Consider the following 18,402-nt stretch of genomic DNA (forward strand, 5'->3'; position numbering starts at 1 on the left):
ATTTCCAGCGCCTTGGGAACCCCCTGCGATTCTATCCGGTCGGATTATGCTCTAGCGGTTCCTCGGGGCCGACAGGGCTTTACGGTGCCGTTTCGGATGGGCCGCTGGGGCCATTCGTGTTCCTGAACGGCCATGGACTTATTGCCGCAAACCCGGTTGACGCGCCAGCAAAGGAATACAGCTGGTGGGTGATGGATGATCTCCGGGTCATCGGCTTCGCAGATTTTCCAGAGGTCGCCGACCCTGCTACCCTTACCACTGCCCAACTGCGGCGTGAACGGTTCGCGGGGTATCCGGCGCCGTTCTTCCGCATCGCGCTGGACGGAGGGACATCGCGGGTGGTTGTCTAGGTTGATCCGCGCACGATCACGTGCGGCTCGATCTGGCTGGATCGCGTCGCCTCTCCGGCGATCCTACGAAGGAGCGTCTGTGTGAGCAGTTGCGCTCCGTGCCGCAACTGCTGGTCGATTGTGCTGAGCGGCGGGCTCATGTGCTCGCCGATCGGCAGGCCGTCGTAGCCAATCACGCGGACGTCATCCGGTACGCGCTGACCAAGGTCGCGTAGCGCCCTGATCACGCTGATCGCGGTCACGTCGGATCCGGCGACGATACCGTCGGGGATTTGCGCCATGTTGCCCAGTTGCTCACGCACGTCGGCATAGGCGGCATCCGGTTCGAAATGCGTGCGCAGTTCCACAAGCGGAGTTGCCCCCGCCTCAAGCAGCGCCCGCCGGGCGCCGTCAAGACGCTCGCCGAACTCCGAACCTTCCAACGGCCCGGCATAGGCTATGCGTCTGCAGCCTCGGTCAATCAGGTGCATTGCCGCGAGCCTGCCGCCGAGGCGGTTGTCCGATCCGATCGAACAGTGGTGCTGACCGGGCGAGTAGCCGCCCCATACCACCATTGGCTCGTAACGCCGCGATATGGTTTCGATGACGTGGAACTGGTCCGACTGGCCGACGACCACAATACCGTCGACTCGCCCACTGCCGATGAAGCGGTCCATCCAGCGATCGTTGCGGGGCAGCACGCGCGACAACAGCATGTCGTAACCGTATTCGGCAAAAGCATCGGCCAGAAAGCCTGTCATCGTATTGAAGAATGGGTCTGACAGGTGCTGCAGGGCTTCATGTCCCAAGGGTACCAGCACGCCGATGGTCATCGTACGCTGCGTGCGCAGGTTGCGAGCCGCAATGTTGGGCTGATAGCCGAGTTTCTCTGCCAGAACGGCTATACGTTTGCGCGTCTCGTCACTGACGCGCCCCGATCCAGTCAACGCGCGCGAAGCGGTGGCGGTCGAAACTCCCGCCAGTTCGGCAAATTCCTTGAGATTCTTGACGCTGACCATGCCTGTTCGACTACCGTTGCCCGCCTTCAAGGATAATAGCTCTCCGTGCTGATGTGACACCTACACGCGGTGTCGCCAGTGGCAAACTGCAAGCGCACATTCATATGAGAGTGGCGCGTTCTGCTGCGTCGTCTTCTCCGATCATGGTCGGTGAAGACCCCAACTGCAGCGATGCCATATCGTCTGGCGACGCGGCGCGCCACGGCGGAATGCCGCAGGCCGCCGGCGCGCCTTGGGCGGCAAACGCCGACAGAGCCTGAACCATGCTGTTGGACAGGGCCACCGCGTCCATTCCACCGCCGGTCATCGATGCACAGGTCTGAGTGTTTCCGAACCAGAACGGAATGTCGAGGCAATGGAAAGCCATCGGTCGACCCTCAAGCACCGGAGTCTGCCAAGTGAACCAGAACAGCCACGTCGGGGAGCATTTGCTTTCGAACCGCCTTCTCGCCTGATTGATCACGGCCTCGCGGATTGGTGCAGTTGCGATGCGAGACCACAAAGCGAAGGGCTTTTCGTTCTGCGCATTCACCCGAAATCCGGCGATAACTGCTTCTGCCCTGCCGGGAGCGAATCGTTCGACCCTGCGCTGAAGTGCTGCTTCGTCCATCTCGAACGCTGCGGGATCGTTGATGCCCGTAACAAATTCGTTGAGCGTGGAGCCGATGATCAGTGGGACTTGCGGACCGTTCGCCGCAAATCCTGGATGCATGGGGTCTGCCAGCAGCGTTTGCCCGTCCAGCGTTGGGGCGAAGTTCAGCATATCCGGAATCCGGCGCACGTCTACAAACCCGTCGAAAGGCGGATTGACCCGGGCAAGGACCCGCTGGGCTGCCGCCTGCATTTCTGAATAAGGCCGCGTTTGCAGAGAGGCCAGATCGCCCTTGGCAATGTCGAGCTCGTCAAGAATCAGGCGGGAAAGTCGGCGGGTCTTGGTCGGCGTGTTGAACATCGCGAAGGACCCGCTAAGCACCATCGCTCGGTGATACAACCCCTTGGCCGTGGGCATCGCCATCAGCGCAGTGACTTTGGCTCCTCCGCCCGACTGGCCGAAGATCGTCACGCGCGAGGGATCCCCTCCAAATCGGGCAATATTGTCGCGCACCCAGCGCAGTGCAGCTACGATATCAAGCACGCCGAGATTGGCCGAGGTGGCATGTTCCTCGCCCCAGTCGGACAGATCGAAAAACCCCAGCAGGTTCAGTCGGTGATTGAGCGTAACCACCACCGCGTTGCCACTGGCAGCCAGATTCGTGCCATCGAATGCCGGAATGTCATGCCCGGATCCGGCAGCAAAGCCGCCACCATGCAACCAGACGAGCACTGGACGGCGCGCGGCATCAAGAGCTGGAGTCCATATGTTCAGTCGCAGGCAATCTTCATCCTCGACTGCGTCGTTCCAGCGGAAGATAAAGGCTTCTTCATCATGGAAGCGTCCCATGCCCTTGTCCTGTGGTGCAATCGGGCCGTAGTGAAGGCATGAGCGAACACCGTTCCAGGGCTCGGGTGGGCGCGGTTCAAGAAAGCGATTGGCACCACCGGTGGGCGCTCCATAGGGCACGCCCTTGAACACGGTAACCGCGCCCTGCCGGTAGCCCCTGATGGGTCCGGCAGTGGTCCTGACCGTAAGCCGTGCTGCTTCGGTATAGATTGGCGCCCTCTTGTCAAAGAACGGCATCGCCTGGTCCTGCGCAGACGTTGCTGCAGTTGGTGCCAAGGCAATTGCTCCAACACCGGTCGCAGCAGTGATGATATCGCGCCTCTGCATACCCTCGCATCCTTCTTATGCGACCTCGGCGATACCTTTGGGGGAATGAGTGGTATCGCCGAGAATTGCATCAGTTGGTGTTGACGCGGAATGTCACCCCGATCGTGCGCGGGCGTGGCCCTGCCAGAAGCGTAGGACCGTTGGCGGAGGTGGGGCCGCGTAAATCGGACAGGTTGTCCCCGAACAGGCGCACTTCGTATCGATCAAACCGTACGCCGATGCTCGCCTGGTAGAGTTCGTAGGGATTGATCTCGTTGACCGTGGCATCTCCAAGACGCGAACGGCCGATAAAGGTCGCCGAACTGGTAGCGAAAAGCGTGGCATTGCCGATCGGCCGTTCGTAGCTCGCATCCAAACGGAAATTGTGTGTTGGCGTGTTGAGCAGGCGCAAGCCGTTGGAAATGCGAGGATCGGCTCCGGCGAACGCTGGGCGGACGCGTGTGAACTTGGAGTCGTTGGCGTTACCGATGGCATTGAGCGTCAAGCCCTGAAGCGGCGTCCGCCATGTCATTTCCATGTCGATCCCCTGCGCTTTGCCATCGCCGAGGTTGGCAAAAGCCGCCAGCCCGATCGACGTGTTGAAGGCGCTCTGGATGTTCGTGTATTTTATGTCGTAAAGGCTGACGGCCACCCGCAGCGCCCCGTCCAGCAGTGCACCCTTCATGCCCACTTCAAGGTTGCGCAGCTTGTCCGGCGTCAGCGAGATGCCGCTCGGCACGCCATCCGCGATCACCGCGTCGGCCTGTGCTTGTGACTGAAGAATTCCACTGCGGAAACCGGTGCCAGCGTTGAAAAACAGCATCCAGTCGGAACTGGGGTTGAACGCGAGGTTGGCCCGCCAGGTCAATGCGTCGGGCCGCGCCTGGCTCTGAACTCGCACTCCGTTCGAGATGGAGTCCGCTTCGCGTCGGTCTTTGAAATAGCGCAAGCCGACCAGCGGTACGAGCTTGCCGCCGAACAGTTCATAGCTCACCTCGGAGAACACTGCTGCATTCTCGGTCTTGGTGATGGTTTGCCCGTTCAGGCCAAAAGCCGGGAACGTCAGGCTGAACGTGTAGAGACTGCGCGCGTTCTGGTAAAAAACGCCGGCCACGCCCTTGAGCGGCCCGGCATCGTTTGTAGCAACCCGCAACTCGTTTACGAAGTTGCGCGCGTCGCCGCCGTTGATCAGCACGCCGGTGCCAAGCGGCGCGCCAACGTTGAGGCCGACTTGGAAGCCGCCGGGCAAAGACTTCTGGTAGGATGTCGCGTTAGTCAACGTGACGGCGCCGAATTCGCGCTCGATGGTGTTTGATGCATACCAGGCCCGGCGCTTGTCAAAGCCAACGACGTCGCCTTGAAAGGCCGCGAACGGCGGGTCGAGCGAGTTGATCACGTTGAGGTATTTCTGATCCGTGGCGAAGTACCAAAAGCGCGTCCGAACCGAAGTAAGCTCGTCCGGCTTCCAAAGCAGCACGGCCTGGACGTCCTTGGAGGTGACATGGTTTGCGTCCCGCTCGCGCGGGGTACCAGTCGGCGCGCCCGAATAGATGTCAGCCACGCCGGCGCGACGATCGTATCCGCCGCTCACACGCAGGCCCAGCTTGCCGGGGACCAGCGGGAAGGAGATCGCGGCTGCCCCCCGATAGTTCGGATCGCTCGCCTCGGCCGATTTGGACAGTTCAAGTTCTCCGGCGTAGGTCACCTGATCGAGGTCGGGGTTTTTGGTGTGATAGATGATGGTCCCAGCCGAAGAGCCAAGGCCATAGAGGGTCCCCTGCGGACCGCGCAGAACTTCAACGCGGTCGATATCGAAATACTGCACCGGCGGCGCGGCCTGATTGTTGGGCACGCCGAAGGGCGTGTCGTCGAGGTAGTAGCCGATCAGGCCATCGCCAATGGGACCGCCGGCGCCCGAACCACGAAACGAGAAAATGCGATAACCCGCCCCGATTTCCTGTGCCTGTGAGGCGCCAGGAATCAGTTGGATGAGGTCCGCGCCATCGCGCACGTTGCGTTGTTTCAGCACATCGCCGTTGAACGCCTGAATTGCCAGCGGCACCTTGTCGAGTCGAACCGAACCGGATTTGAGCGCTGTCACGACGATCTCGCCCGCATCTGCTGGGTCATTCGCGCTGTCGGCAGAAGCATCCTGCGCCATGACCGGTGCAGAAACGACTAGGCCACAGGCTGCCGAGGCGATCAGGGCAAGGCGCAGCTTGGCTACATGCTGAGAAACTTTCATCCTAGTCCTCCCATTGTTTGAATAGTTGAGTAATCGATTGCGCACGTGTTGGTGATTGAGGCCTTCAGCGGCGGCATTAAAGACTATGGTTGGCCGCAGGTCTGGCGAAAGCCGTGCGCAACGTGCGCTTCCACGCGGCGGTAAAGGCTCGCGATACGTTGGCATCAGGCACCACGAAGTCGAACCCATGAAACGCGCCAGGCGTGACGAGCAGTTCGGTAGGGACGCCCGCCTGCACGAGCCGTTGAGCGTAGATCATGTCCTCTTCGACGAAGAGATCCAGCGATCCCACGCCCATGAACGTACGGGGCAAGCCCTCTAGGTTGGGCATCCTCGCCGGAACTGCGCCAGCCGGGACCTTGGTTTGGCCGGCAGGCTGGCCGAGCAAGCTGCTCCAGCCTACGACATTACCTGTTTCATTCCAACCGATCGTGCCGATGAAATCCGGCACGCGTCGGGTTGATCCGGTCCGGTCATCCAACATCGGATAGATCAGGATTTGACAGCACAACGGGACGCTTCGCCGGTCGCGGGCAGCCAAGGCAAGCATGGCGGCAAGTCCACCCCCGGCGCTTTCACCCTTCACGGCGATCCTCGCGCGGTCCACGCCTAGATCATCTGCGTTTTCATGGACCCATGCCAGCGCCGCGTGGCAGTCCTCTAGCGGCCCCGGAAAGCGCGCTTCAGGGGAAAGGCGGTAGTCCACTTCGACCACGATGCAGTCGAATTCCTGCGCCAGTTGCTGTGATGCGGGTATGGTGTCGGCCATGCGTCCGACGATGAAGCCGCCTCCATGGATGTGCAGGACCGCAGGTCGCAACTCCGTCTTTCGGCCTGCACCAATTACTGCGACCTTGACAGGTGGGTGGCCGTGAGAGCCCGGAATCATGCGGAAGTCGACCGAAGGGGCGGGCGCAGGCAAAATTTCCGGTGGTGGCGGCGCGGCTTTGCGCATGGCCACAATCGCAGCATGATCGAGAGGATCGGGCAGGGGCTGGGCGAGGATCAGCTTTGCTCCGTCACGCAGTTCAGGATCGAGCAGTGTCATCGGAGTCACAGCGGCCTTTCCGAGAACCGCCGCACCGCCTCTTGCGCGCGCGCCTAGCAAGGAAGGCATCAATGCCGTTGCCAGGGCTGCTGCGCCAGCCGTCCTTCGGGTGAAGTTCACGTTTGGTCTCTCCAGGCCATGCTCTCTTGCGGAGTCTTGGTGAATGCGTAATCGATTTCTTACGCCTTGCGGAGAATAATGCAATCGATTACGCACATCCGCAGCAAGCGATCGGACTGCTCCAGCTGGTAAGAGAGGGTACAGCGATGTCGGGGTTGAAGCGAATTGTGGCGTCATTGGTCGCACCTGCACTGCTGCTCGGCCCCGTCGCCAAAGCCTTTGCGCAGGCCAGCATGCCCTCCGTAATCCAGGTGGATGACGATGGTACGGTCCATGTGCCCGCCATGGCGGTGCCGGTCTCTTCGATGCTGAGCGCTGAGGCCAAGGCCTATCTGACCGACCACCTCAAGGCCATGCAGGATCCAGAGCAGCTCAAGCAGGTGGCTGGCGTACCCGTGTTCATGCAGGGATATCTGGCGAAGGCGAAGGCCACATTCGCCCCGACCATGGTCGAGCGCCAGATCGGCGGCGTGCACGTTCTGGATTACAGCCCGCGAGAGGGCGTTTCACGCCACAATCGCAAGCGCGTGTTGATCAATCTTCACGGTGGCGGCTTCATGGGTTGTTTCCCGGGGTGCGCAGAGCTGGAGTCCATCCCTGTCACCGCAATCGGCAAAGTCCGTGTCGTATCGGTCGACTACCGCCAAGGACCTGCTCATGTCTTTCCCGCTGCCAGTGAGGACGTGGCTGCAGTATATCGCGAATTGCTCAAAACTTACCCGGCGCGCAATATCGGCATTTATGGGTGCTCTGCGGGCGGAATGCTAACCGGTATGGCTACGGCATGGTTTCAGAAGCACCGCCTGCCACGTCCCGGTGCGATCGGAGTATTCTGTGCTGGGCTCACCACTTCCGCCTTCGGCTTCGGTGGGGATGCGGACTATATGACCGCTGCCATCGGCGACGCGCGTGCTGCCCCGGTCTGGCCGGCCGACGCGCAATTGCCTTGGACCGCGCTGCCTTATTTCAAGGGGGCAGATCCGAAAGATCCCACCGTTTCGCCAGGGTCCTCAGATGAAACGCTGCGTCAGTTTCCACCAACGCTGATCATTTCCGGAACAAGGGGCTTTGAGCTGAGCTCTGCCGTGAAGACACATTCTCGCCTGGTTGCGCTTGGCGTCAAAGCCGATCTCCACGTTTGGGAGGGGCTCTTTCACGGGTTCTTCTACAATTCCGATATTCCCGAATCGCTTGAAGCGTACGACGTGATGCTCCGTTTTTTTGATGCCCACCTTGGTCGCTGATCTGCGCACCTGAAGGAGTCATCTTTGGCTGGGAGATCTTGGGATTTGGGCCTCCAAACAGCGTGCACCTGGTGGCTTTGATAACCCTAGTGGCTGTCACCAACGATCGGAGCGGGTGTCAGTTGTTGATGGCAGATTTCCGGGAAAGTTAGAGACGTACCGGTGAAACCGGCACCATCACGGACGCTGCATCACTTGTGCCATTGGCAGGTCCTTTGGCGAACCCGCAAATCGATCCACCCATTCATGGAAATGCTCGACACCGCCCTCATTCCGGCCAAAGCGAACCTCGCGGAGCAGGCCCGATGAGAGTACTGACTGCTGCTCGCGTGACATTGGCAGGTCCTCGGTTCCGACGACCTTACCGAGGAAGTCCGACATCGCCGTTGCATCTGCAAAGTGTTCTTCATCCGGCGGGTTCTCGTGCAAGAATATCTGCACGGTTTCGGATTCTCCTACCGCTTGGCCAGGCCAGACCTGGGACAGGATCACGCCGCGTCCGCCCTTGTAAAAGCAGTTGATCGAGACGTTCGGGAAGACGATCCATTCGCCGAACAGCAGGGAGGCGAGCGGCCATTCGCTCTCTGGCATGTCGGCGAGGCCGGCGATGTCATCCTGTTCGAGTACATGGTCCGCTTTGGTCAGCAAACCGAGGCGCTGATGCGGGCCATGGTAAAAGTATTCGGCGAGATTGCTCATGCCAGAACCAAAGGTCTCGCGGTGCAATACGGGCAGATGGTAGAACTCGAGGTGGGCATCGAACGCGAGCTTCCAGTTCGCGCCGGGTAGGCTGCGGCTCTTAAAATGATGCCACGTGTCGAACCCGAACTGTGCAAGCAACTGGTCGAACCCGTTGAGGAAGGCGTCAAAATCGGGTTCGGCGGCGGGGTCGATGATGGCCCAGACAAGTCCCGCCCGCTCGGTAGTGGGGAAGGAAACGAGACGGGCGGCATCGCTGTCGATCTCGCCGAAAGACTCCCGCGCCGCAATGCCCAGCAGCGATCCATCGAGCCGGAAGCTCCATGCATGGTAGGGACAGGTCAGCCGAGCTGCGTTCCCGCATTCGCGCATGAGGCGCGCCCCCCGGTGGGTACAGGCATTAAGGAACGTGCGCACGACGCCGTCCTTCCCGCGCACGATCAGCAACGGCACGCCAACCACGTCCATCACCTTGCAGTCGCCCGGATTGCGCAGCTCACACGACGCTGCCAGCAGCAATGGTACGCGTCGGAACAGGTGCTCCTTCTCACGCTTGAACCGATCCGCATCGGTGTAGATCGACGATGGCCTGCTGGTCACCTTGGAGGCACGAGTGATGCTGCCGCTGGCGAGGCGTTCGAGCATGCGCCGGGCATCTGCGACCAGGACCGATCTGACGTCCATTCCAGTTCCTCTGCGTCTTACTTTGCCGGCGCCATTGCGCTCGGGCGAGCCACGTCCAACCACGTCCCGACGAAGGACGCAGCTGGACTTTCAGTGAGTTCACGCTCTGCAAGCGGCTCGGATCTGCTCAAATCCTGATGCCGGATTTGCCAGGCGCAAGGATTCCATTAGGATCGAGCGCCCTCTTCAACGTCTGGTCGACCTTGCGCTTGACCGGGCCGAACAGGTCGGCCGCCTGGTCCATGAAGGCCGTGTTGACGCGATAGACCGCATAGCCGCGCTTGCCGAATTCGCTGAGCAGTTTGGCGAAGCATTCATGCGCTCGGGCCATCTCGTCCGGATCCGAGCGGTTGTAGAGCACGTCGATCACATGGTGCATGTCCCGCATCCCGACGATATATTCGGCCACGTAATCAAGCCCGTATTCGCCAAGGATCTGCTTTGCGAGGCGGGTCTGTTCAACAGTTTCACTACCTTTCGCTGCAGTTACGGGGGCAAACCACATCGAGCCGCCGCCGCCGCGCCAACGATACAGGCCGAACTCCTGCAAGGTCATGTCGCCGCGCATCAACTTTGCGCGATAATCGAAGGGCTGGGTGCCGGCGGCCTGCTCTTCCGTGATGATCGTGCCCTTGCCGCTGGCTTTGATTGCGCCAGTGATGATCTGCCAGTTGACCTCGACCTGTTCCTTGGTGCCGTAAAGCGCCGCATAGACGTTCCACGCGCCGAGGCCCTCCTTTGCCTTGATCTCCTCAAGCACGCTGTCGGGCGTCACACCGTCGCCGTCGTAATACTTGCTGCGCGGCATGATCGCGGCGGCTTCCCACATGACATTTGCAAAAACCATCGCATTGGGAATGACGTTGGCGATGCGCAGGGGCCGCAGCGTCTCCACGATATCGTGGATGTCCTCGTCCTTGTCGTAGCGGATGCAGAACGGTTTGTAGACCGGAGGCTTTGGCATCAGCCACATGCCCATCTTGGTGACGATACCGTAGTTGGACTGCGTGAAGATGCCGTCGAGGTAGGGGCCGTAACCCCACTTGAAGACCTGCCAGGCGCTTGTCCCTTCGACTCCGCCCATGCCGGTGCGCAGGACGTCGCCGTTGGCCAGAACAACCTCCATCCCGCACTGCATCATGAAGTGTTCGCCATAGGGCGTGTAGCCGACACCGCGGTCAACCGTATTGCCGAGAGGTCCGGCAATCGCGGAGGGAGCTGGGCAAGACAGCCACAAAGGTATGTCGTTTTCCTCGAGGTAATCCTTGAGTTGCTGGTAGGTCACGCCGGGTTCGACCAGCGCAGTGCACAGCACGGGATCCACATCGAGAATGCGGTTCATGTGCTTGAGGTCGAGCACAACCTGGCCGGCGCTTTGGGGCGCGGCCGAACCGTAGCCGAAGTTGCGCCCGGTCGAGATCGTCCAGATCGGCACCTTGAATTCGTTGCAGACCTTAAGGATCTGCTGGATCTCCGAAACTTCGCGGGCATAGAGCACTGCGGACGGACGATGCAGGTCCTCGCTCTCGGCAATCATGACCTTGGTGTAGGGCGCGATGTGGTCGGCATCGGTGATGACATTCTGTGGGCCGAGAATCGCAACGAACTTCGTGATGGCGGCGTGCATGTCGGCGGCACTGACGCCAGCGGGCAGCACGGCGGGATCTGCGGGTGCCGCTGGTTGCGCGACAGGAGCAGGCTTCTTGCTTGGCATCTAACTCTCCTTTGCTCTCAGTGCTTTGCCGCAGGCTTTGGCAGCCTGGAGGTGGAGACAAAGCGCGCGATGTCGCTGAGTGAGGCATCATCTATTGCCGAATGCGGGAATGCCGGCATCGCCAGCATGCCATTGCGCACTACGCTGACGACGTATTCCTGGGGTAGCGCGCGGCCGCGCAGTTCGGGGCCAACCCCCGTTGTGTGGCAGCGGGCGCAGGTTTGCTCCCACAGGACCTGTGGCGATGCCCATTGACCAGACTGACCGTTGCGGGCGGGCGCTGGAGGAGCGGCATCTGCCGGAAGGGCAAGGGCGACCGCGAGTGCCGCGCCGAACGTGGCACATTTGGACAGGATGCTCAGGTTCATGCGACTCCTCCTGCGGGAAGGACGACCGGACGCAGCGTTGCGCGGCGGTCAATTAAGGCGATGTCGAACAGAGCTTCATCCGCACCATCCAGGAAGAGAGCCAACTTGCGCCCTACGCTGGTGGCCAACGCGATGCGGATCTGGCCAAGACGTTGAAAGTAGTCACCAGCTAGTACCGTCGCACTCCCCTGCCAGCCGGCGGGTATGGCAGAACGCTGGGACGCGATAGCTAGGGGGCCGGACCAAGCTATGGTGGAGGCCGCTAACGGTGCTGCTGTTGCGACCCCTGCCAGTGTGCTGACGGAAATAAAGGTTCTGCGGCTTATCGCAGGCAAGGCATCGGACATGCAGTTCTCCTCTCTGTTGCCACGGGGCTGGCATCGCCGTTGAGCGCTTCTGTTGCCTATCCATCGCAATGGCCGTGCCAAGTCTGCGCTCGTCATTTCGACGCGGGCGCATCATGCTGAATTCACGAGTATATCGGTTCTTCGGGACGGCTACTGTCGCCGAGACAGGGCGAAAACTTGATGGGCAAAATGTCTGATTTCGAACAGCGCTTGTGAATCATTGTTTGAAATAATACGATTGCTGCATGTCCGACGACCTTTTCAACCAGCTACACTTCGATCATGCGCAAGGTCATATCTGGCTCGCCGGGCGGCGAATGATGATGATCCATGCCCGCGCGTTCGGTCTCCTGCGGCACGAAGTCATCGAGGCTGTAGGTCTCGACAAGGCGCGCGGTGTGTTCACGCGGCAGGGGTACAACAGCGGCGCAATGGATGCCGAGATCGCAGCCAAGGTGAGGCCTGATGCCACGATTGAGCAGATGTTCGCCGTCGGGCCGGAACTGCACATGCTTGAAGGCATGGTCCGCACCGATCCGGTCAGCGTGAAGGTGGACACGGCGACGGGCACTTTCGCAGCGGAATACATCTGGCGCGGCTCGACCGAGTGTGAGGCGCACCTCGAACTGTTCGGGCGCGGAGCCTATCCCGCTGGATGGTCTCAGATCGGCTATGCCAGCGGATATGCCAGCGTTTTTCTCGGTCGCCCCATCCTGTTCCGCGAGATTGAATGCGTGGCCATGGGGCACGAGTGCTGCCGCATTGTCGGCCGTCCTGCTGATGAGTGGCAGGACGGGGACGGCGATGTGCGCTACATGCGGGGGTCGCAATTGGGCGAGGTCTCGCCAGCACACTTGCCGCGCGGGAAACCAATCCTCGGGAGGCAGATCGTTGGCGCCTCCGCGGGATTCAACGTTGCCTTCGACCTGCTGGGCCATGTGGCCGATACCGATGCCGTCGTGCTGTTCTCTGGCGAAAGCGGGGTGGGCAAGGAAATCTTTGCACGTAATCTTCACGCGATGGGACGGCGTGCGGCAGGCCCGTTCATTGCCGTAAACTGCGCAGCTATTCCCGAAAATCTTCTCGAGGCCGAACTGTTCGGGGTTGAGAGGGGTGCATTTACAGGTGCAAACGTATCTAGGCCGGGACGCTTCGAACGGGCTAGTGGCGGCACCCTCTTTCTCGACGAGATCGGGACTCTTTCGCTCGCAGCCCAAGGCAAGCTTTTGCGAGCCATTCAAGAAGGCGAATTCGAACGCGTTGGGGGCACGAAGCTGCAAGAGTCCGACGTGCGTCTGGTCGCCGCGACCAACTCTGATCTGAGAGCCGCGGTGGAGGCAGGGACCTTTCGCGCGGATCTGTTCTATCGCCTTAACGTGTTTCCGATTAGGATTCCGCCACTGCGGGAGCGGCGCGCGGACCTGCCCCTGAAGATGGAACACTTCCTCGCGCTCTATGCTGAGCGGCATGGACGACGGGTAACTGGCTTCGAGGAGTCGGCGATTGCAGCCATGCTCGGCTATGATTGGCCCGGCAACATTCGCGAGTTGGAGAACGTGATCGAGCGAGGGGTGATCATGGCACGCGACGGCGAGCCCCTGCGCCAGCATCATCTGTTCAGCGGCGGAGAAATCCTTGGTCCACCTGTGTGGAGGCCTCAGGGCGGAAGTCTGCAGCCCCCTGGCTCTGACCCAGGAGCGGCTGCTGCGCTCGTCGATGCCGGGCTTGATCTTGCGACTGTCGAAAAGCAGATGATCGAAAGGGCCTTGGCCAACGCTTCAGGCAACAGGACGCGCGCGGCAAGGCAACTAGGCATTACAAGGTCGCAACTCATATACAGGCTATCTGCGGGTCGTGCGCGGGATGAAAAGAATTCGAACTGAGCGAATGTTGACTACGATATTTCTTCCAATATTGCGCCATTGGTTCACGGACTGACCGAACAGGTTTTCACTGGGCCGATTGAGCTCCCTTTTGTGTTCAGGACGAAAGAAATTTCTCTCTTAGTCCTTGGATTTCTTCTTCCGATAATCCAAGGCCATCACGCGCATATTTGTCAAATGATCCATAGGTTCTGTAGACTTCGAAGAATGCTGCCTCGATGTATTTGGCTTTCACTGTTAGTACAGGCTCGAGGTATGCGGGCGGTATATTGCTTTGTGAAGCTGCGACGGCTGACAGGGTTGATGCATTCTTCGCTGCAAGCCGTTCGTTGCTGAGAAGGTAATCCTGCAAAACAGTTTCGCGTGTTGCGCCTAGCAATGTCAGGATGATGGCAGTCGCCCACCCTGTGCGGTCCTTCCCGGCGGTGCAGTGAAAGATCACAGGCCTTTTCGATGATAGGATGAGCCGTATCAGGCCGGCGTAGGACTGCCGCGCGCTGGGGAGGGTAACGAACTCACGGTTTGCTGCCACAAGGAGCGCCTCTCCTTGTCCTTGCGCGATTTGCGTCATGGCAAGGCGCATGTCTCCGCCCAGTGATTCCGTGCTGTCGGCCGCGACATCGAGGACAACGTAGTCGACGCCCGGCGGCACTCGATCCGGTTCCCTTTGCCTCTCGGTCGCAGTCCTGAGGTCAACCACCGCAGCGGGATGCAAGGCGTCAAGTGCTGCAAGATCGGCATCACCAAGGAGATTGATCTGATCCGAACGATAGGCAATGCCTGTCCTGACTTTACCGCCGTTCTCCGTTTCGTAGCCTCCTATGTCGCGAAAGTTGGGCGCGCCGGCCAGTCGCAGCGAGGGGGCCGCCTGCTTGGCATGGGCCTGCAATGCCGGCGGCATTGGCGCGGGCGAACAACCAGTAATCAAGAGCCCGAGGGCGAATGCATTTGCCAGTCGCATTGTGATCTCCCTCTCCGTCATCCGCGTTGGGACGAGATATTGCCACCATCCACGACGAGTTCTGTCGCCGTGATGTAACTAGCCTCGGACGAAAGCAGAAAGCGTATGGCTCTTGCAACCTCTGCGGGCTGGCCAAGCCTCTCAAGCAGGACGCGCTTTTCAAAAAAGCCTTGAGGCAGCGCGTCGATGACCGGCTTCGTCATTGGTGTCACGATCTGGCCCGGCGAAACCGCGTTGATGCGGATACCGTCGCGCGCGAGACGATCACCCAGCGACCGTACCAGCGAAAGCATTCCTCCCTTTGCGGCTGTGTAGACCGGGTTGACCGCGTTTCCCAAGGTTGCATTGATCGAGCTGACGGCGACCACTGCCGAACCGGCCTGTCCAGCCATGTCCTCGCGCAGCTCCTTCACCAGAAACGCTAGGGCTCGAAGGTGAATCGCGATACCGCTATCCCAGCTTTGCGGGGTAAGTCCATCGATCGAATCCGTGTCGACGGTTCCTGCGGAATGGACCAGAGCTCCGATTGGTCCGAGTGCCTCGCGTGTGGCCGTGAGAGCACGACCGAACGCTGCGAGCTCACGCAGGTCGACGGCAAAACCCAGAGTCCTCACTCCGAATTCCAGGGCAATTCGTTCGGCTGCGCGGATTGCGGCGTCGCCATTGATGTCCCACAGCGCCACGGGCCGTCCGACAGCAGCCAGCGCCTCGGCAGTCGCAAGACCGATCCCAGATGCGCCGCCGGTAACGATCACCGGTGTGGAAAGGTAAGCGACAGCTGGCTCAAGGTTCTTCATCAGGGTCATCCGTCAGTACTCAAAGCGAAGTTCGAGGCCGTAGCTGCGTGGATCGCCAAAGAAGGCTGCGGGAAGTCCTGCGGAAAAATGGGCGACATAGTACTTGGTGTCAGTGAGATTGCGCCCGAAGGCAGCCAGCTGCCACTTGCCCACCCCGATCGGAATGTCACTGAGGGCAACCCTCGCGCTAAGCAGGCCGTAATCCCCGATGATGTAGCGAGAGTCGGTGGTCGAGGAAAACTTGTCGCTCTGCATGTAGTAGTCGACGCTGGCGCTTGGTACGCCAAGGGGTGTTGATGAAAGCACCCACTCCGCGCCCACTGTGAGGGTGTGGCGCGGGGCCTCCACGAAATTGAAGCGGCCTGCGATATTGGCGCCGGTGATCTGATCCCTGACCTCGCGATAACCTGCATCGAGATATGCATAGTTGGCACTTAGGGTGAATGCGCTCGCGGGTTTCGCCGTAAGGTCCAGCTCCAATCCCTGGATGCGCGCCCGCCCGGCATTGAATATGTCGGTCACAGCCGGATTGGCTGGGTCCGATTGGATGTTGACCTGGATATCGCGGTAGTTTGCACGGAACAGCGCGATGTTGGCGCGCAGGCGATTGTCGAGCCAGCTCGACTTCACGCCGAACTCGAAGCTGTCCAACCTTTCCGGTCCATATCCCACCGCGAAACGGCTAATCGTGCTCGCGCGCAAGTTGTACCCGCCGGATTTGTATCCGCGAGACCACTTGGCATAAAGATTGAGATCCGTGTTGGCCTGGTAGCCGAGGATGACGCTTGGACTGTAGTCGCTGAAAGTGTTGCTACCCCGGCCTTGAGGACGAGTCACGATAGTGCCGTTCAGTGCTACGCTGCGCTGGTCCAAGGTTGCTTCGCGTTCGTCCTGCGACCAACGCAGCCCTCCCGTAAGATAGAGCCCCTCGATAGCGGCTGGACGCCAGGTCGCCTGGCCGTAGAGCGCCCAGGCGCGGTTGTGAACTGTCGCGGTGCGCAGGGAAGTCGGACGACCGGTCGGCACAGTGCTGTCAAAGCTAAATGCCTTCTCGTCGAAGAAGTATGCGCCAAGCGTGTATTCGAGCTGGTTGTCTAGCGCTGATCCCACCGCCTGCAGTTCCTCGCTCCACTGCCGCTGTTTTTGGTCGAATGCGGTGACGAAGACCGGGAAAGGGCCGAGTGCTCCGGTCAGGTAATTCTGGTTGGTGGAGTTGGCGAGCTTGCGATAACCAGTGATGGACTTCAACGACAGCGCTTCCGACACCGCCCAGCTTGCCGTGAGGCCATGGCCCTGTGCGGACACGTCGTTTGCCAGCAATCCCCGGACTGCGGATGACCCATAGGTTGGTCTGGTCGCAAGCGCGGGATGAAAGGGTGCCAGGACCATGTAGGCCGGCGTATCGGCGATGTCCGACCGGTCGTAGGCATAGCGCAGCTCGATGTCTGGGCTCGGTTGCCACAGCGCCGTTGCGCGATAGGCCTGGCGCATCTGATCGCCGAAGCGGGAGACTCCCGTGCCGAGGTTCCGCACGAACCCGTCCTTCTCGCTGTACAGGTAGGCAAGCTCAACTGCGATGCTGTCGCCCAGTGGCACATTAACACTCGTGCGCGAACGGAACTGGTCATAGTTCCCGAGCGCAAGCGTCTGGCGCGCATGGAACTCGCCGAGTGCCGGCTTGCGGGTGATGTAGTTGATTGCCCCACCTGTAGCATTGCGCCCGTAAAGTGAGCCCTGCGGCCCGCGCAGCACTTCTATACGCTCGACCTCGGCGATTTCCGCCGCGAGCCCCTGTCCGCGCGCAACATAGATTCCGTCGAGATAAACCGCGACGCTGGGGTCAACCGTGATCTGGTCATCGTTGTTACCCACACCTCTCACGAACACGCGGGCCGTCGTGGCGCTGTTGGGATGGGGCGTGACTTGAAGCGCTGGCACCTGCGAACGTAGATCGGTCAGATCCAGGATACCCTTTCGCTCAAGATCGGCCGACGCGAGCGCAACGATCGACAAAGGCGTCTTTTGCAAGGACTCGGCGCGCTTCTGCGCAGTCACCACTATTTCGGCGATGCCGCCATCTGTGGCGGATTCACTCGCTTGTCCGGCCGCGTCTTGCGCGAGTGACGGCGACGACCCGAGCGTCATCGACAATGCGACGGCACTCGCCAAGTTTTCCAATCCCTTCATGATTCTCTCCCGCACTTCCACGGCCATGCCCGCGGTTATCTACATCACGGTAGATTTTCTACCTACCCGACGGTAGAATAGCAAGGTGCTTTATGCGATGGAGCACTGCGTGGCTTGGGCTTGGCTATGAGAGCGACTATGACAGCTCTCAGGTCGGGCGGTTTGGCCGGCCATTCAATTGAGGGGATACGATTGTCCAACGCCTCCAGACCCGTTGCCCGGCAGGCACGCGGAGACGCAACGCGCAGTGCGATACTGAGCGCTGCCGAGCAGGTGTTTGCGGAGGTTGGATATGCGGCCGCCCGCCTAGAAGATGTCGCGCAAGTCGTCGGCATTCGTCGGCCATCAATCGTCTACTACTTCCCTGGCAAGCAGCAGCTCTATGATGAGGTCGAGGCGGACATCTTCACTGCCATGCACCAATTCGTGACCGAGCGGATGCAGGGTGCGAACACGCCGCTGGATCGCTTGCTTGGGCTGTTCGACGCCTGGCTCGACTTCCTTGTCCACCGCCCGACGGCAGCGCGTATCATCCAACGCGTGGTGGCCGATCCCACGCCACGAGGCGAGGATCCGGTGCAGTTCTCCGACACCGCCCTGCGAGACTTGGAAGGGATCCTCGCATCAGGCGTGGCGGAAGGCAGTTTTCGTGAAGTCCCGGCGGTGCACATCCTAAACAGCGTTGCGGCTGGGGCGCTGTTCTATGTTTGCAATGCCAATCAGTTGGGCACCGGGAGACGCTACGACCCAGCGGACCCTGCAACTCTGGCTTCATTCCGCGCGGTTGTTCACCAGCAAGCCGTTGCGGTCGTCCTCAAGTAGCGGTCGAAACGGACTTGGGATTTCATTGAGCAAGAGATTGTTGCGCAAATCCATGTAATGGAAGCCTTTGGCTGCCCACGAGGGGCGCAAGGCCTCGATCGCCCGCGTGCACGGCACAACCTGACAGCGGTGCCGTAATCGTCCGGCGGGACCCGCCTTGCTTGGCGGGGGAGCGATCGGTCTTAAGC

14 protein-coding genes and 1 pseudogene are annotated in these 18,402 nt (G+C 60.5%); 4 read left to right on the forward strand and 11 right to left on the reverse strand.

The genetic code is table 11. From position 1 onward, the window contains the following. Positions 1–350, forward strand: a pseudogene (locus AX703_RS24830) (glycoside hydrolase family 68 protein); the annotation flags it as partial. On the opposite strand, the gene AX703_RS24835 reads toward AX703_RS24830, so the two are convergent. From AX703_RS24835 to AX703_RS24850, 4 genes are all read right to left on the reverse strand, one after another. Then, complete coding sequence (locus AX703_RS24835; protein ID WP_062348051.1) at positions 347–1,348, reverse strand: LacI family DNA-binding transcriptional regulator; 1,002 nt, start codon at positions 1,346–1,348, stop codon at positions 347–349. The pseudogene AX703_RS24830 and the gene AX703_RS24835 sit on opposite strands and share 4 nt — an antisense overlap. A 100-nt stretch (positions 1,349–1,448) precedes the next feature. After that, positions 1,449–3,116, reverse strand: coding sequence for a carboxylesterase/lipase family protein (locus AX703_RS24840; RefSeq protein ID WP_062348053.1), 1,668 nt, complete (start codon positions 3,114–3,116; stop codon positions 1,449–1,451). Positions 3,117–3,186: 70 nt separating this feature from the next. Further along, positions 3,187–5,340, reverse strand: a complete 2,154-nt coding sequence (locus AX703_RS24845; protein ID WP_062348055.1) for a TonB-dependent receptor — start codon at positions 5,338–5,340, stop codon at positions 3,187–3,189. Positions 5,341–5,416: 76 nt separating this feature from the next. After that, on the reverse strand, positions 5,417–6,388 hold the full coding sequence (locus tag AX703_RS24850; protein ID WP_231735692.1) for an alpha/beta hydrolase: 972 nt from the start codon (positions 6,386–6,388) through the stop codon (positions 5,417–5,419). Between the two features lie 266 nt (positions 6,389–6,654). On the opposite strand from AX703_RS24850, the gene AX703_RS24855 reads away from it, so the two are divergent. Next, positions 6,655–7,752, forward strand: coding sequence for an alpha/beta hydrolase fold domain-containing protein (locus AX703_RS24855; RefSeq protein ID WP_062348059.1), 1,098 nt, complete (start codon positions 6,655–6,657; stop codon positions 7,750–7,752). A gap of 177 nt (positions 7,753–7,929) precedes the next feature. On the opposite strand, the gene AX703_RS24860 is transcribed toward AX703_RS24855, so the two are convergent. The 4 genes from AX703_RS24860 to AX703_RS24875 form a co-directional block, all read right to left on the reverse strand. Further along, positions 7,930–9,135, reverse strand: a complete 1,206-nt coding sequence (locus tag AX703_RS24860; RefSeq protein ID WP_062348061.1) for an aromatic ring-hydroxylating dioxygenase subunit alpha — start codon at positions 9,133–9,135, stop codon at positions 7,930–7,932. 127 nt (positions 9,136–9,262) lie between these two features. Continuing rightward, on the reverse strand, positions 9,263–10,849 hold the full coding sequence (locus AX703_RS24865; protein ID WP_052242121.1) for an FAD-binding oxidoreductase: 1,587 nt from the start codon (positions 10,847–10,849) through the stop codon (positions 9,263–9,265). A gap of 17 nt (positions 10,850–10,866) precedes the next feature. After that, positions 10,867–11,217: a cytochrome c gene (locus tag AX703_RS24870; protein ID WP_062348063.1), complete on the reverse strand. Its 351-nt coding sequence runs from the start codon at positions 11,215–11,217 to the stop codon at positions 10,867–10,869. Beyond that, a complete protein-coding gene (locus AX703_RS24875; protein WP_062348066.1) occupies positions 11,214–11,564 on the reverse strand; it encodes a hypothetical protein in 351 nt (116 codons plus the stop codon). Before AX703_RS24875 ends, AX703_RS24870 begins: the two co-directional genes overlap by 4 nt. Before the next feature lie 245 nt (positions 11,565–11,809). Here AX703_RS24875 and AX703_RS24880 point away from each other — a divergent pair, with 245 nt between their 5' ends. Continuing rightward, the gene (locus AX703_RS24880) at positions 11,810–13,447 is read left to right on the forward strand and encodes a sigma-54-dependent Fis family transcriptional regulator (RefSeq protein WP_062348068.1); all 1,638 of its coding nucleotides are present in this window, start codon (positions 11,810–11,812) and stop codon (positions 13,445–13,447) included. 97 nt (positions 13,448–13,544) lie between these two features. On the opposite strand, the gene AX703_RS24885 is transcribed toward AX703_RS24880, so the two are convergent. The 3 genes from AX703_RS24885 to AX703_RS24895 are packed head-to-tail and all read right to left on the reverse strand — an operon-like array spanning position 13,545 to position 17,419. Then, on the reverse strand, positions 13,545–14,408 hold the full coding sequence (locus AX703_RS24885) for a tyrosine-protein phosphatase (RefSeq protein ID WP_197423833.1): 864 nt from the start codon (positions 14,406–14,408) through the stop codon (positions 13,545–13,547). A gap of 17 nt (positions 14,409–14,425) precedes the next feature. Next, positions 14,426–15,205 carry an SDR family oxidoreductase gene (locus tag AX703_RS24890; protein WP_082734801.1) on the reverse strand — a complete coding sequence of 260 codons (780 nt, stop codon included), beginning with the start codon at positions 15,203–15,205 and terminating at the stop codon, positions 14,426–14,428. A gap of 12 nt (positions 15,206–15,217) precedes the next feature. Beyond that, a complete protein-coding gene (locus tag AX703_RS24895; protein ID WP_231735691.1) occupies positions 15,218–17,419 on the reverse strand; it encodes a TonB-dependent receptor in 2,202 nt (733 codons plus the stop codon). Between the two features lie 165 nt (positions 17,420–17,584). Here AX703_RS24895 and AX703_RS24900 point away from each other — a divergent pair, with 165 nt between their 5' ends. Then, a complete protein-coding gene (locus tag AX703_RS24900) occupies positions 17,585–18,214 on the forward strand; it encodes a TetR/AcrR family transcriptional regulator (RefSeq protein ID WP_039332613.1) in 630 nt (209 codons plus the stop codon). Positions 18,215–18,402: the final 188 nt, after the last annotated feature.

This window comes from Novosphingobium sp. CCH12-A3 (genome assembly GCF_001556015.1).
GTDB lineage: Bacteria > Pseudomonadota > Alphaproteobacteria > Sphingomonadales > Sphingomonadaceae > Novosphingobium > Novosphingobium subterraneum.

Bases quoted from the DNA above. Each gene is read 5' to 3' on its own strand.
- AX703_RS24835 (WP_062348051.1), bottom strand. From the start codon at position 1,348: ATGGTCAGCGTCAAGAATCTCAAGGAATTTGCCGAACTGGCGGGAGTT.
- AX703_RS24840 (WP_062348053.1), bottom strand. From the start codon at position 3,116: ATGCAGAGGCGCGATATCATCACTGCTGCGACCGGTGTTGGAGCAATT.
- AX703_RS24845 (WP_062348055.1), bottom strand. From the start codon at position 5,340: ATGAAAGTTTCTCAGCATGTAGCCAAGCTGCGCCTTGCCCTGATCGCC.
- AX703_RS24850 (WP_231735692.1), bottom strand. From the start codon at position 6,388: ATGACACTGCTCGATCCTGAACTGCGTGACGGAGCAAAGCTGATCCTC.
- AX703_RS24855 (WP_062348059.1), top strand. From the start codon at position 6,655: ATGTCGGGGTTGAAGCGAATTGTGGCGTCATTGGTCGCACCTGCACTG.
- AX703_RS24860 (WP_062348061.1), bottom strand. From the start codon at position 9,135: ATGGACGTCAGATCGGTCCTGGTCGCAGATGCCCGGCGCATGCTCGAA.
- AX703_RS24865 (WP_052242121.1), bottom strand. From the start codon at position 10,849: ATGCCAAGCAAGAAGCCTGCTCCTGTCGCGCAACCAGCGGCACCCGCA.
- AX703_RS24870 (WP_062348063.1), bottom strand. From the start codon at position 11,217: ATGAACCTGAGCATCCTGTCCAAATGTGCCACGTTCGGCGCGGCACTC.
- AX703_RS24875 (WP_062348066.1), bottom strand. From the start codon at position 11,564: ATGTCCGATGCCTTGCCTGCGATAAGCCGCAGAACCTTTATTTCCGTC.
- AX703_RS24880 (WP_062348068.1), top strand. From the start codon at position 11,810: ATGTCCGACGACCTTTTCAACCAGCTACACTTCGATCATGCGCAAGGT.
- AX703_RS24885 (WP_197423833.1), bottom strand. From the start codon at position 14,408: ATGCGACTGGCAAATGCATTCGCCCTCGGGCTCTTGATTACTGGTTGT.
- AX703_RS24890 (WP_082734801.1), bottom strand. From the start codon at position 15,205: ATGAAGAACCTTGAGCCAGCTGTCGCTTACCTTTCCACACCGGTGATC.
- AX703_RS24895 (WP_231735691.1), bottom strand. From the start codon at position 17,419: ATGGCCGTGGAAGTGCGGGAGAGAATCATGAAGGGATTGGAAAACTTG.